The following is a 14833-nucleotide window of genomic DNA, read 5'->3' as shown; positions in this document are numbered from 1 at the left end:
CGCGGGGCTGGTACTGGGGCTCTCACACGTGTTGCCCGGCCAGGCCCGGCGCGCGGGCGGGGACCGCGTGAACCACGTGACAAATTTCGCGCGGGCGCCCGGGGGGGTGGCGGGGGGCCTCGCCATGTTCCGGGGACCGCCTGAGGGAACAGTGCGTACGGGGTCAGCCGACCGCCGGGTCGCCCTTGGTGTACGAGAGCCGCTCGACCTGGCCGGGCTGGAACTTGTCCTCGACCTTCTTGCCGTTGACGAAGAGCTCGATCGAGCCCGCGTCGCCGAGGACGAGGTCGATCCGCTCCTGGTCCTGGAAGGTCTTGGTCTGACCCTGCAGCAGCAGACCGTCGAAGAGCAGCCGCCCGTTGTGGTCCTTGGCGGAGATCCAGCTCTTGCCCTGGCTGGCGTCGAGCCGGACCGTCACCTTGTCCCTGGGGGCTGCGGCGATGGCACTGTCGGAGGGCGCCGGCTTGGGGTCTACGGGCTTGTCGGACTTCGGTGCGGGACTCTTCTTGTGCGGCGCGGGGCCCTCCGCGACCTGGGTGGCCGCAGGGCTGTCGTCGCCGCCCTTGAGGAACGTGAAGCCGACGAAACCGACGACGGCGACGATCGCCGCGACCATGGCCGCCGTCCAGTTGGGCCGACGGGGTTCGGAACGGATTCTCTCGGCTTCGAACAGCGGCGCCGCGGGCGTGGGTGCGGGACGGCCGCCGTGTTCCGCGTCGTACTGCGAAACCAGCGGTTCCGGATCGAGCTCGACGGCACGCGCGAGGGTACGGATATGGCCGCGTGCGTACACGTCGCCGCCGCAGCGGGAGAAGTCGTCCTCTTCGATCGCGTGCACGATGGGGATGCGCACCCGGGTGGACGAGCTGATCTCTTCGACCGTGAGACCTGCGGCGATACGAGCCTGCTGGAGCACTCGACCGATCGAAGGCCGGTCGTCTTCGGGGGAGTTGCCGATGGACACGGGGGCGCCTTTCGAGCGTGAGCCACCTGCTGGGTGTTCAGTCTAGGGGTGGTACGAAAGGGTGGGGCAACCGGGAGGAAGGACTTTGTCCTCCATCGGACTCGAACACCGTCCGATTCTCCGGACCGCCCCGGGGAAGGACAATTCTGCCGCCCCTCCCTCCAACTTGACGTACGACCCGGCGAAACGGTTGCCCGTACTTCGCCCACTTCTCCTACGGAGCGGCTTCCCCGCGGATCAGGGCCAACACCCCGTCCAGCTCGTCGGGCTTCACCATGACGTCGCGCGCCTTGGATCCCTCGCTGGGTCCGACGATGTTCCTCGACTCCATCAGATCCATCAGCCGGCCGGCCTTCGCGAAGCCGACCCGCAGCTTGCGCTGGAGCATCGAGGTGGATCCGAACTGGGTGGAGACGACCAGTTCGGCGGCCTGGCAGAGCAGATCCAGGTCGTCGCCGATGTCCTCGTCGATCTCCTTCTTCTTGGCGGTGCCGACCACCACGTCCTCGCGGAAGACCGGCGCCATCTGGTCCTTGCAGTGCTGGACGACGGCCGCGACCTCGTCCTCGGTGACGAAGGCGCCCTGCATTCGGGTGGGCTTGTTCGCCCCCATCGGCAGGAACAGACCGTCACCCTTTCCGATGAGCTTCTCGGCGCCGGGCTGGTCGAGGATGACCCGGCTGTCGGCCAGCGACGAGGTCGCGAAGGCGAGCCGGGAGGGCACGTTCGCCTTGATCAGACCGGTGACGACGTCGACCGAGGGCCGCTGGGTCGCGAGCACCAGATGGATACCGGCGGCGCGGGCCAACTGGGTGATGCGGACGATGGCGTCCTCCACATCACGCGGGGCGACCATCATCAGGTCGGCGAGCTCGTCGACGATCACCAGCAGATACGGGTAGGGCGAGAGCTCGCGCTCGCTGCCCTCCGGCGGCTTGACCTTGCCGTTGCGGACGGCCTGGTTGAAGTCGTCGATGTGCCGGTACCCGAACGCGGCCAGGTCGTCGTACCGCAGGTCCATCTCCCGGACGACCCACTGGAGTGCCTCGGCGGCGCGCTTCGGGTTGGTGATGATCGGCGTGATCAGGTGCGGGATGCCCTCGTACGCGGTCAGCTCCACGCGCTTGGGGTCGACGAGCACCATGCGGACGTCGTCCGGGGTCGCCCGCACCATGACCGAGGTGATCAGGCAGTTGATGCACGACGACTTGCCGGAACCGGTCGCACCGGCCACCAGCACGTGCGGCATCTTCGCCAGATTGGCCATCACATAGCCGCCCTCGACGTCCTTGCCGAGCGCGACCAGCATCGGGTGGTCGTCCTCGGCCGCGTCCGCGAGGCGCAGTACGTCGCCGAGGTTCACCATCTCGCGGTCGGTGTTGGGGATCTCGATGCCGACCGCGGACTTGCCCGGGATCGGGGAGATGATCCGGACGTCGGGGCTGGCGACGGCGTAGGCGATGTTCTTGGCGAGCGCGGTGATCCGCTCGACCTTCACCGCCGGGCCGAGCTCCACCTCGTACCGCGTGACCGTCGGTCCCCGGGTGAAGCCGGTGACGGCGGCGTCGACCTTGAATTCGGTGAAGACGTTGGTCAGGGCCGCGACGATCGCGTCGTTGGCGGCGCTGCGGGTCTTGCCCGGACCGCCTCGTTCCAGCAGGTCGAGCGAGGGCAGCGAGTAGGTGATGTCGCCGGAGAGCTGGAGCTGTTCGGCGCGGGCCGGCAGCGGCTGGGACTGCGAGTCGGGCACCGGCTTCGTCAGATCGGGCACGCCGCCCGTGGCTGCCGACGGCTTCCCTCCCCCGGCGCCGGATTCGCCCTCCCTGGCGCCCGGCACGGGTGTGCCCTGGCGTTCGCGCTCGACGGAGACGCCCTGGGTGAGATCGGCGACGATCGGCGAGGGCGGCATGCCGTTGAGCACCGCCCCGTCGAGGGCCGCGGCAGCGGCCGCCGCCACGTCCACCGCGTCCAGGGTGCGGTTCATGGCGGGCTGCGCGGAGGGCCTGCGCGGCCGGCGGCGCTTGGAGAGCGCCTCGGCCTCGGCCTGGTCGGGGTCGTACTCGGCGGGCTCTTCGGAGCGGCGGCCCGGGGAGCGGCGGGAGCGGGCGGGAAGCTGCTCGCGCCACTGCTCCTCGTAGCGGTCGTCGTCGTTCTCCTCGTCCGCCTCGGGGTCGTACTCCGGGTGGATGAGGCCCAGCTTGGTGCCGAGCAGCCGGAGCCGTTGCGGAATGGCGTTCACCGGGGTGGCGGTGACGACCAGCAGCCCGAAGACGGTGAGCAGCAACAGCAGCGGTACGGCGAGGACCTCGCCCATGGTGTAGATCAGCGGCTTGGAGGCGGCCCATCCGATGAGCCCGCCCGCGTTCTGCATCGCCGTGGTGCCGTCCTCGCGGCCGGGCGATCCGCAGGCGATGTGGACCTGCCCGAGCACCCCGATGACGAGGGCGGAGAGCCCGATGACGATGCGCCCGTTGGCCTCGGGCTTCTCCGGGTAGCGGATCAGGCGTACGGCGATGACGCCGAGCAGTATCGGTACGAGGAGGTCGAGCCGGCCGAAGGCCCCGGTGACGAGCATCTCCACGAGGTCGCCGACGGGCCCGCGCAGATTCGACCAGGTGCCGGCGGCGACGACCAGCGCGAGGCCGAGCAGCAGCAGTGCGACGCCGTCCTTGCGGTGTGCGGGATCGAGCCCCTTGGCGCCACGCCCTATGCCGCGGAACGTCGCTCCGACGGCGTGGGCCGTGCCGAGCCAGACGGCGCGCGCCAGGCGGTACACACCACCGGTGGGCGACGGGGCGGGCTTGGGCGGGGCCGCCTTCTTCGCCGCGGTCTTCTTGGCGGGTGCCTTCTTCGCGGGCGCGGTCTTCTTGGCGGCGGTCTTCTTCGCGGGCGCGGCTTTCTTGGCCGGCCCCGCGGTACGGCCGACGCGCTTCGCGGTGCCCGCCGTGCCCTGGGAACCCTTGCCGGACGTACGTGAGGCCATGGTGCCGAGGTTACCGGTGTCGAAGGCTGTTAACACGAGCGCGTGCCGCTTCACCCGTCCGTGTCGCTGTACAGGGGCGGCGAACTGACGCGACCTCACCGCCGGGGATCCCGTTCACGGGCCATCGAACGGCGCCGCGCAAGGGGCAGTTGGGCCGGGGATCCAGGCAACCACCCGCCCCCGGCCGGAAGTCGCACCACCGGCGCTCCCCGGCACCCGGTCGCTACGGAACGGCCGCGGCGTTACGAGGGAAGGGTGGCCGTGCCGCTTCCGGTGCCGGGCTCCAGGGCGTCGAGCGCCCGGCGCAGCCCGGTGAGCTTCCGCTCCAGATGCGCTGCGGTGGCCACCGCAGCGGCGTCCGCCGACTCGTCGTCGAGCTGCTTGGAGAGCGCCTCGGCCTGCTCCTCGACGGCCGCCAGCCGAGCGGAGAGCTCGGCGAGCAGCCCGGCCGGCTCCCTGTCGTGGTCCCCACCGCCCGGATCGCCCTCGATCTGGAGCCGCAGCAGCGCCGCCTGCTCGCGCAGTTTGCAGTTCTTCATGTACAGCTCGACGAAGACCGAGACCTTGGCGCGGAGCACCCACGGGTCGAAAGGCTTCGAGATGTAGTCCACCGCGCCTGCCGCGTATCCCCGGAAGGTGTGATGCGGGCCGTGGTTGATCGCGGTGAGAAAGATGATCGGGATGTCCCGGGTCCGTTCCCGCCGCTTGATGTGCGCGGCGGTCTCGAAACCGTCCATGCCCGGCATCTGGACGTCCAGCAGAATGACCGCGAAGTCGTCCGTGAGCAGCGCTTTGAGCGCTTCCTCCCCTGACGATGCCCGGACCAGTGTCTGATCGAGCGCAGAGAGGATGGCCTCCAGCGCCAGCAGATTCTCCGGCCGGTCATCGACCAGGAGGATCTTGGCCTTCTGCACCATGGCCCGTCCTCCTCGCCCCGGAATTGCACCGGGCGCCGCCCCAGGGGACGACTCCCTTACGCCGTCCGTCCTTGTGCCGGTCATGGTAGCCGCACCCCGCCCGTCGCCACACCCTGTCACCGCGATGTCACTGTGCACACAGCCGAAACGCGGTGGGGGACGAGAAGGTTCCCCGTACGGCGCCTTCTCACACCCCCGCGAGCACAGTCGATCAGCAACTCGTCCGAAATCCCTTGATCAATGATCACTCTCCGCGCATCCACTGTTCCATTACGGAAAGAAGATGATCAGGATCGACAGGCTTGGTGACATAGTCGGAAGCGCCGGATTCGATCGCCTTCTCCCGGTCACCCTTCATCGCCTTCGCGGTCAACGCGACGATCGGCAGCCCGGCGAACTGCGGCATCCTTCGGATCGCCGCCGTCGTGGCATAGCCGTCCATCTCCGGCATCATGATGTCCATCAGTACGACCGTCACATCGTCGTGCTGTTCCAGGACTTCGATGCCCACGCGTCCGTTCTCCGCGTACAGCACCGAAAGCCCGTGCTGCTCCAGCACGCTGGTGAGCGCGAAGACGTTGCGGATGTCGTCGTCGACGATGAGCACCTTCTCGCCGCGGAACCGGAACGTCCTGCGGACCTCGGGCTCCTCCTGCCCGGCGAGCGTCCACGGCTCCGGCGGAGCCACCGGCGCGACGCTCCGGGGCGGCAGCGCGGGCCGCCGCTCCGCACTCCCCAGGCTCTTGCGGCGATGCCGCATCAGGCCGGCTGCACCACCCGCGTCCGGTGCCGCGGCCGCCGGGTCGGCACCCTGACCGGCCTCCGGCAGCAGCCCTTCCTCGGCCGCGACGCCGTGCCCCTCGATGGGACCGGGGCCGATCTGCGGATACCCCTGCGGCGGCAACTCGCTCGGGTGCAGCGGCAGATACAGCGTGAAGGTCGAACCGCGGCCCGGCTCACTCGCCGCATGGATCTCGCCACCCAGCAGCCGGGCGATCTCCCGGCTGATGGACAGCCCGAGCCCCGTGCCGCCGTACTTGCGGCTGGTCGTGCCGTCCGCCTGCTTGAACGCCTCGAAGATCACCAGCATCTTGCTGGAGGCGATCCCGATACCGGTGTCGGTGACCGAGAACGCGATCAGGTCGGCGTCCGCGTCACGCAGCGAGCCGGCCTCCAGGAGCTGCTCCCGGATGGCGTTCGGCACATCCTCGTTGGCGTGCCGGATGACAAGCTCGACCGCCCCGCTGTCGGTGAACTTCACCGCGTTGGAGAGGAGATTGCGCAGCACCTGCAGAAGCCGCTGCTCGTCCGTGTGGAGCGTCGCGGGGAGTTCCGGCGAGACCCTCACGGAGAAATCGAGCCCCTTCTCCGCGGTGAGCGGACGGAATGTCGCCTCCACGTAGTCCACCAGCTGAACCAGCGCGATCCGGGTCGGGCTGACGTCCATCTTGCCCGCCTCGACCTTCGTCAGGTCGAGAATGTCGTTGATCAGCTGGAGCAGGTCGGAACCGGCGCCGTGGATCGTCTCGGCGAATTCCACCTGCTTCGGCGAGAGATTGCCCTCGGCATTGTCCGCGAGCAGCTTGGCCAGAATGAGCAGCGAGTTGAGCGGCGTACGCAACTCGTGCGACATGTTCGCCAGGAATTCGGACTTGTAGCGCATCGAGACGGCGAGCTGCTCGGCGCGCTCCTCCAGAACCTGCCGGGCCTCCTCGATCTCGGTGTTCTTGACCTCGATGTCGCGGTTCTGCTGGGCCAGCAGTTCGGCCTTCTCCTCCAGTTCCGCGTTGGAGGCCTGGAGCGCCTTCTGCCGGTTCTCCAACTCCTGTGAACGGTCCCGCAATTGCTCGGCCAGCTCCTGCGACTGTTCGAGGAGCTTCTCGGTCTTCGTGTTGACGCTGATGGTGTTGACGCTCGTCGCGATCATTTCGGCGAGCTGGTTGAGGAAGTCCCGCTGGATGTGGGTGAACGGCTGGAACGACGCCAGCTCGATCACACCGAGCACCTTCCCCTCGAAAAGCACCGGCAGCACGATCACATGCGCGGGAGGTGCCTCGCCGAGACCGGAGGAGATCTTCAGATAGCCCGGCGGAACGTTGTCCACCTGAATGGTCCGCTTCTCCTCCGCGGCGGTGCCGATGAGCGTCTCGCCCGGCCGGAAGGACGTCGGCATCGAACCCGCCGAGTATCCGTAGCTGCCCCGCATGCAGAGTTCGTACGAGTTGTCCTTGTCGCTGTCCGTGCCGACCGCGCCGGTGTCCCCGGTCGGCATGGCCAGGAAGAACGCGCCGTGCTGCGCGGAGACGACCGGGGTCAGCTCGCTCATGATCAGCGAGGCCACGTCGTCCAGATCGCGGCGCCCCTGCATCAGGCCGGAGATCCGGGCGAGGTTGCCCTTGAGCCAGTCCTGTTCCTTGTTGGTCGCCGTGGTGTCGCGGAGGTTGGCGATCATCGTGTTGATGTTGTCCTGCAGGGCCTGGATCTCGCCGGCCGCGTCCACATCGATCTTCAGGTTGAGGTCGCCGCGGGTCACCGCCGTGGCGACGGCCGCGATGGCCCGCACCTGACGGGTGAGGTTCCCGGCCATCTCGTTCACCGACTCGGTGAGGTCGCGCCAGGTGCCGTCGACGTCCCGGACCCGGGCCTGACCGCCCAGCTGCCCCTCCGTGCCCACCTCGCGGGCCACCCGGGTCACCTGTTCGGCGAACGAGGACAGCTGGTCCACCATCGTGTTGATGGTGTTCTTCAGCTGCTGGATCTCGCCGCGCGCGTCGATGTCGATCTTCTTGGTGAGGTCGCCCTTGGCGATCGCCGTGGTGACCGCGGCGATCTGCCTTACCTGACCGGTCAGGTTGGACGCCATCGAGTTCACCGACTCGGTGAGGTCCTTCCACGTCCCCGAGACGCCCGGCACCCGTGCCTGGCCGCCCAGTTCGCCCTCGGTGCCCACCTCACGGGCAACCCTGGTCACCTCGTCCGCGAACGAGGACAGCGTCGTCACCATCGTGTTGACGGTGTCCGCGAGCTCCGCGACCTCGCCGCGCGCCTCGACGGTGACCTTCTTCCTCAGGTCGCCGTTGGCGACCGCCGAGGAGACCCGGGAGATGTTCCGCACCTGACTGGTCAGGTTGTTGGCCATCAGGTTGACGTTGTCGCTGAGGTCCTTCCAGATGCCGGTCGCACCGGGCACCCGCGCCTGACCGCCGAGGATGCCCTCGGTGCCCACCTCACGGGCGACCCGCGTCACCTCGTCCGCGAAGTTGAGCAGCTGGTCGACCATGGTGTTGACGGTCGTGACCAGTTCGAGGATCTCGCCCTTGGCGTCGACGGTGATCTTCTTGGAGAGATCGCCGTTGGCGACCGCGGTGGTGACCTCGGCGATGTTGCGGACCTGCATGGTCAGGTTGTTCGCCATGCCGTTGACGGACTGGGTGAGGTCCTTCCACGTACCGGACACCCCCTGCACCTCGGCCTGGCCGCCGAGCATGCCCTCCGTACCCACCTCGCGGGCGACCCTGGTGACCTGCTCGGCGAAGTTCGAGAGCTGGTCCACCATCGTGTTGATCGTGTTCTTCAGCTCCAGGATCTCGCCCCGAGCGTCCACGTCGATCTTCTGCGACAGGTCACCGCGCGCCACCGCCGTGGCGACCTGCGCGATGTTACGGACCTGAGCGGTCAGGTTGCCCGCCATGCCGTTCACCGAATCGGTCAGATCGCGCCACACGCCGGCCACGCCGGGCACCTGTGCCTGCCCGCCGAGCCGTCCGTCGGTGCCGACCTCGCGGGCCACCCTGGTCACCTGCTCGGCGAAGGCGGAGAGCTGGTCGACCATCGTGTTGATCGTGTTCTTCAGCTCCAGGATCTCGCCCCGAGCGTCCACGTCGATCTTCTGCGACAGGTCACCGCGCGCCACCGCCGTGGTCACCTGGGCGATCTGACGGACCTGCGAAGTCAGGTTCCCGGCCATGAAGTTGACGGAGTCGGTGAGCTCCTTCCAGGTGCCGGAGACGCCGTCCACCCGGGCCTGGCCACCGAGCCGGCCCTCCGTACCCACGTCACGCGCCATCCGCGTCACCTGGTCGGCGAAGTTCGAGAGCTGGGCGACCATCGTGTTGACGGTGTTCTTCAGCTCCAGCATCTCGCCCGCGACATTCACGGTGACCTTCTGCGACAGATCACCGTTGGCCACCGCGGTCGTCACCTGCGCGATGTCCCGCACCTGCCCCGTGAGGTTGCGGAACGCCGCGTTCACCGAGTCGGTGAGGTCTTTCCACGTCCCCGCCGCACCGGGCACCTCGGCCTGACCGCCCAGCCGGCCTTCAAGACCGACCTCCCGGGCCACCCGGGTCACTTCCGAACCGAAGGACTGCAGCTGGTCCACCATCGTGTTGACGGTGTTCTTCAGCTCCAGCATCTCACCGGCCACATCCACGGTGACCTTCTGCGTCATGTCACCGTTGGCCACCGCAGTGGTCACCTGAGCGATGTCCCGCACCTGGGTCGTCAGGTTCCGGAAGACCGTGTTCACCGAGTCGGTGAGGTCCTTCCAGGTACCGGCCGCCCCCGGCACCTTCGCCTGACCGCCGAGCAGACCCTCGCCACCGACCTCACTGGCCACCCGGGTCACTTCGTCCGCGAAGAGCCGCAGCGTGTCGGTCATCTGGTTGATGGTCTCGGCCAGTTGCGCGACCTCGCCGCGGGCACTCACCGTGACCTTCTGGGACAGGTCGCCGTTGGCGACCGCCGTGGTCACCTCGGCGATCCCTCGCACCTGGGAGGTGAGGTTCCCGGCCATCGTGTTGACGGAGTCGGTCAGGTCCTTCCACACACCCGCCACACCCGGCACGGTCGCCTGACCGCCGAGCTCGCCCTCCGTGCCCACCTCGCGGGCGACCCGGGTCACCTCGGAGGAGAACGACGAGAGCTGGTCGACCATGGTGTTCACGGTGTTCTTCAGCTGGAGCATCTCACCGGCCACATGGACGGTGACCTTCCGCGAGAGATCGCCCTTGGCGACCGCCGTCGTCACCAGGGCGATGTCGCGCACCTGCGCGGTCAGCCGGTACGCCATGGTGTTCACGGAGTCCGTGAGGTCCTTCCACGACCCGGACATCCCGCGTACCTGGGCCTGTCCGCCCAGCTTGCCCTCGGTACCCACCTCGACCGCGACCCGCGTCACCTGCTCGGTGAACGCCGACAGCTGGTCGACGAGGCTGTTGACCGTACGGGCGACCTTCAGGAACTCGCCGCGCAGCGGCCGTACCGTCTCGTCCGACGTGTGCGACCGCAGTTCCATCCGCTGTTCGAGATCACCGTCGGCCACCGCCGACAGCACCCGTCCGACCTCCGAGACCGGGCGGGCCAGATCGTCGACCAGCTCGTTGGAGGCGTCGATCGCGGCGGCCCAGGAGCCCTCGCAGGCGCCCGTCTCCAGCCGCTCGGTGAGCTTCCCCTCGCGTCCGACCATCCGCCGTACCCGGGCCAGCTCGCCGGTCAGATGCAGATTGCGGTCGGCGACCTCGTTGAAGACCGCCGCGATCTCCGCCATCACACCGTCGCCCGAGACGGTCAGACGCCTGCGGAAATTCCCGTCGCGCATCGCCACGAGCCCCGCCAACAGTCTGTTGAGCGCCGCCGCGTCGACATCGATGGTTCCATTGCGCTGTTTCTTCACGGACTGTCCGCCTTTTGTGCGCGTGCCTTCGCCCCGCGCCGCCACGCCAGACTCCACCGTGTCCCTCCCGCAGGGGTTGACCGTATCGCTCGGGCCTTGTCTGGGAGCTTGCCCAGTTCTTCTTCGGCTCATCGCCACAGCCCACCGTCGACGGGTGACCATGGGGACGTCAAATCGTTGAAACGTACCAGGCCGGACGCAGCCGGGGTGCAACCTCCAATGGTTGTCCCGCATCCCTCTGTCGGGAAGGCCACACTTGTCCGGTCACAGGTCGGTTCCTGTCCGCTCCTGTCCGAAGTCGCCCCTCGTGTACCCGGCACACAGACCGAGCGTCTAGCCTGGCAGGCGAATCGAAGCGGCGAGAAACGGGCACAGGACTCGGGGAAGCGACGAGACACCACATGGGGAGTTCTGTGATCACCGCGCGTGCGGCCGCCACCTTCGACCCGGTCGGGCGCTCCGTCGCGACCGCCCGCGCCTTCGTCCGCGACACCCTCCAGGGGTGGGGCTACACGGACGTCGTCGACGACGCGGTCGTCCTCACCAGCGAGCTGGTGACCAACGCCGTGGTCCACGCGGGCACCGCCGCCGACGTGCTCTGTCTGCGCACGGAGGACGGCGTCCGGATCGAGGTCTCCGACCACTATCCGGAACGCGAGATCCCGCTCCAGAGCACGGGCCCGGACTTCGGCAACCCCGACCGCGAGAACGGCCGCGGACTGCTGCTCTGCGCGGCACTCGCCACCCGGTGGGGCGTCGAGTACTCGCCCACCCGCAAACATGTCTGGTTCCAGCTCGATCTTCCCGAACGCCCGGTGGGCATCCGCTCGGCGGGCCCGCTCCTCCCCGTGGGTCTCCTCCCGGTCGCCGACGAGCGCGTCCGGGTGGCGGTCGTCCAGATCGAAAGCTCGGGCGCCATCGCCGCGTGGAACGAGGACGCCGCGTTCCTCTTCGGCCACACCGCGGAACAGGTCACCGGAAAGCAGCTCACCGACTTCACCGCCTGGCCCCAGACTCCCGGCACCAACACGGGCATCGTCGACGCGCTCCAGCTCTCGCGCTGGGAGGGCAGTTACGGGATCCGCGGCGCCGATGGCCGGATCATCCCCGTCTACGCCTCGCACCTGCGGGTCCGCGACACCCGCGGCGAACCCTCGACCGTCTGCCTGCTCGTTCGCGACTACGAACGCGCGGTGCTCCAGTCGCCGGCCCGCACACCGGTGTCCGACACGAACACCGAGAGCGGCAAGACCGACCCGTTCGAGATCTTCATCGGATCCCCCGCCCCCGACGACCTCGACGGCCTGCTCCAGCGCACGGTCGAGCGGGCCCGCGACATGCTCGACGCCGACGCGGCCTTCCTCCTGCTGGCGACGGACGACGAAACGGAACTGGAGGTACGGGCCACCACCGGTCTGCCCTCCGCCCGCCAGCGTTTCGCCCGCGTCCCGGTGGAGGCCGGAACGGGACGGTACGGATCCGCCCGGATGCCCGCCGTCCACGAGGACCTGGACAACGTTCCGGGCGCCGTACCGCTGCTCGGCGGGACCGGGATGCGTTCCGTCGTCACCGTCCCGCTGAAGGTCGAGGGGCGGCTCACGGGCTCCCTGGGTGTCGCGGCCGAGGCAGCCGGCCGCTACTCGAACGAGGAGGCCCTGCGCCTTCAGTTCGCCGCGGACCGGATCGCGCTCGCGGTCGAGTCGGCCCGCCTGGGCGAGCTGGAACGGCTCCGCCGCGGCTCGCTCTCCTTCCTCGTCGAGGCCTCCGACCTGCTCGCCGGCACCCTCGACCGGGACCAGACCCTGGCGCTGATGGCCCAGATGACGGTTCCCACCCTGGCCACCTGGTGCGCCGTTTACACGATCGCCGACCAGTCGTCCGACCCGTACCTCTCCTATGTGCTGCACGAGGACGAGGAGCGCATCGACGGCCTCAAGGCCCTGCTCTCCAAGATCGCGCCCCCGGACCCGGTGCCGACCCCGGGAGCGCGCGTCTGGGCCGCCCCGTCCGAGGCGGCCCACCAGGCGGCCCTGCGCACGTCCATGCGCACTCTCGGCCTCGGTGAGACCGGCAGGCTCGGCGAACCGGGCAGGCTCGGCCCCGGAATCCGTACGACGCTGGCCACCGCGGCCGCCGTGGGCGGGGAGACGGTGGTCCTGCCGCTCGTGGCCCGCAATCGCGTCATCGGCATGCTCACGCTCGGAAAGCCTTCCGACGACCACTTCCGCCAGGAGATCCTGGAACTGGCCGAGGACCTCTCCCGCCGCGCCGCCCTGGCTCTCGACAACGCGCGCCTCTATTCGGAGCGCATGGCGATCAGCCAGTCCCTGCAGCGCAGTCTGCTGCCGCCGGGGCTGCCCGAGGTCCCCAACGTCGAGATCGAGGTCATCTATCGCGCGGCCGGTGAGGGCAACGAGGTCGGCGGCGATTTCTACGACGTCTTCCCGATCCGCGACGGCGCCTACGGCTTCGCCATCGGTGACGTATGCGGTACGGGGCCGGAGGCCGCGGCCGTCACGGGCCTCGCCCGCCACGCCCTGCGCCTCCTCGCCCGCGAGGGCTTCGGCGGCCCGGCCGTCCTGGAGCGCCTCAACGCCGCCATCCTCGACGAGGGCGCCCGCAGCCGCTTCCTGACCCTCCTGTACGGCGAGCTGTGGCCCCAGGAGGACGGCAGCGCACTCCTGAAGGTGGTCTGCGCGGGGCACCCGCTGCCGCTGCGCCTGCGTCAGGACGGCTCGGTCGAAGCGGCGGCCGAGCCTCAGCCCCTGCTGGGCGTCATCGAGGACCTCGACCTTTACGAGCAGACGGTCACCCTCGCCCCGGGCGATGTCCTGCTGTGTGTCACCGACGGCGTCACGGAGCGCCGGGAGGGCACCCGCATGCTCGGCGACGACGGTCTGGCCGAGGTCCTGGCGACCTGCACCGGCCTCACGGCGGGTGCGGTGGCGGCTCGCATCCTGCGGGCCGTGGAACGCTTCGCCGCCGAGCCGGCCTCGGACGACATGGCCATCCTCGCCATGCGCGTCCCGGAACCGCCCGCCGCCCAGGGCCTGTAGTACACCGACGCCCCTGCGGCCCGTGGCGGACCTGCGGCTGCCATTGTCATCGCCATGGACGACGACTGGTATCTGCAAGCGGGCAGTGGGGCACGGTTCGACTGGGGCCCCACGGGCGCCGAACGGCTCTCGTCAGCGGTCGCGTGTCTGGTGGTGGTCGACGTGCTGTCGTTCACCACCTCGGTGACGGTGGCCGTGGAGTCCGGTATTCGGGTGTTCCCGTACGCCTGGCGTGACGCGTCGGCATCGGTCTTCGCCGGCCGCGTGGACGCGCGATTGGCCGTGGGACGGCGCATGGCCACATCGGCGTCGCCCTGGTCGCTGTCACCGGCGGCTCTGAAGGACGCGCCTTTCACCCCACGGTTGGTCCTGCCCTCTCCCAACGGTTCGTCGATCTCCGCCGCGGCGGGTGGTTCGACGGTCGTCGCGGGCTGTCTGCGCAATGCGACGGCGGTGGGCCGTTGGCTCGCCCGCAATGGTTACGGGACGTCAGCCCGCCCGGTTGCCGTGATCGCCTCCGGCGAGCGCTGGCCGGACGGCAGCCTGCGTCCCGCCCTGGAGGACCTGTTGGGCGCGGGAGCCGTTCTCTCGGCGCTCAGGAAGCATCGTGGCGGTCCCTTGTCGCCCGAGGCGGCCACAGCGGCCGCATGCTTCGAGACGACGCCGGATGTCATCGCCGCGGTGACCGCCTGCGCATCCGGGCAGGAACTCGTCTCGGGTGGCTTCCCCGACGACGTACGTATCTCAACGGAGTTGGACGTCTCCGACACGGTGCCGGTCCTGACCGACGGGGCATTCACAGCAGCCGGATAACTTCCGCACCAACAGGAAAGGCCCCCGCCAGCTGGCGGGGGCCTTTCCTGTTCTTCGGAGCCCCAATGCGGAATCGAACCGCAGACCTTCTCCTTACCATGGAGACGCTCTACCGACTGAGCTATTGGGGCGTGCTGCGCTGTGCAACGAGATAAAGCATACCCCGAACTCGGGGATGCTCAAAACCACTGGCCGCAGACGACTCTGACGAGTCCTCACCGCACCCAGCGCCGCCCCACACCTGACCATGTGGGACCTGACCGGGCGAGGCCCGGCCGGCCCGTGCTCGCCGCCATCGGCCGGACCGTGAACGCAGAAAAGCCCCGTGTCTACAAGGACACGGGGCTTTCCCGTAAAAGGAGTTCGGCGGCGTCCTACTCTCCCACAGGGTCCCCCCTGCAGTACCATCGGCGCTGAAAGGCTTAG

General features: G+C 69.0%; 6 protein-coding genes and 1 tRNA gene. 2 read left to right on the top strand and 5 right to left on the bottom strand.

The genetic code is table 11. The features are described 5' to 3' along the window. Positions 1-163: 163 nt before the first annotated feature. From ACFVH0_RS19105 to ACFVH0_RS19090, 4 genes are all read right to left on the bottom strand, one after another. Positions 164-964, bottom strand: coding sequence for a helix-turn-helix domain-containing protein (locus tag ACFVH0_RS19105; protein ID WP_385821587.1), 801 nt, complete (start codon positions 962-964; stop codon positions 164-166). Positions 965-1178: 214 nt separating this feature from the next. Next, a complete protein-coding gene (locus ACFVH0_RS19100) occupies positions 1179-3947 on the bottom strand; it encodes a DNA translocase FtsK (protein WP_385821585.1) in 2769 nt (922 codons plus the stop codon). Positions 3948-4189: 242 nt separating this feature from the next. Continuing rightward, positions 4190-4864 carry a two-component system response regulator gene (locus tag ACFVH0_RS19095; RefSeq protein ID WP_385821584.1) on the bottom strand — a complete coding sequence of 225 codons (675 nt, stop codon included), beginning with the start codon at positions 4862-4864 and terminating at the stop codon, positions 4190-4192. Between the two features lie 244 nt (positions 4865-5108). After that, the gene (locus tag ACFVH0_RS19090; RefSeq protein WP_385821583.1) at positions 5109-10538 is read right to left on the bottom strand and encodes a HAMP domain-containing protein; all 5430 of its coding nucleotides are present in this window, start codon (positions 10536-10538) and stop codon (positions 5109-5111) included. A 401-nt stretch (positions 10539-10939) separates the two neighbouring features. On the opposite strand from ACFVH0_RS19090, the gene ACFVH0_RS19085 reads away from it, so the two are divergent. Together ACFVH0_RS19085 and ACFVH0_RS19080 are read left to right on the top strand one after the other, a co-directional pair. After that, on the top strand, positions 10940-13594 hold the full coding sequence (locus tag ACFVH0_RS19085) for a SpoIIE family protein phosphatase (RefSeq protein ID WP_385821581.1): 2655 nt from the start codon (positions 10940-10942) through the stop codon (positions 13592-13594). A 54-nt stretch (positions 13595-13648) separates the two neighbouring features. Continuing rightward, positions 13649-14407 carry a 2-phosphosulfolactate phosphatase gene (locus tag ACFVH0_RS19080; RefSeq protein ID WP_385821579.1) on the top strand — a complete coding sequence of 253 codons (759 nt, stop codon included), beginning with the start codon at positions 13649-13651 and terminating at the stop codon, positions 14405-14407. 58 nt (positions 14408-14465) lie between these two features. On the opposite strand, the gene ACFVH0_RS19075 is transcribed toward ACFVH0_RS19080, so the two are convergent. Continuing rightward, positions 14466-14538 (bottom strand) — tRNA-Thr (locus ACFVH0_RS19075). Positions 14539-14833 lie beyond the last annotated feature (295 nt).

The sequence above is a fragment of the Streptomyces sp. NPDC127117 genome, from assembly GCF_042677325.1.
Lineage (GTDB): Bacteria > Actinomycetota > Actinomycetes > Streptomycetales > Streptomycetaceae > Streptomyces.
This window is presented reverse-complemented; position numbering and strand designations above follow the sequence as displayed.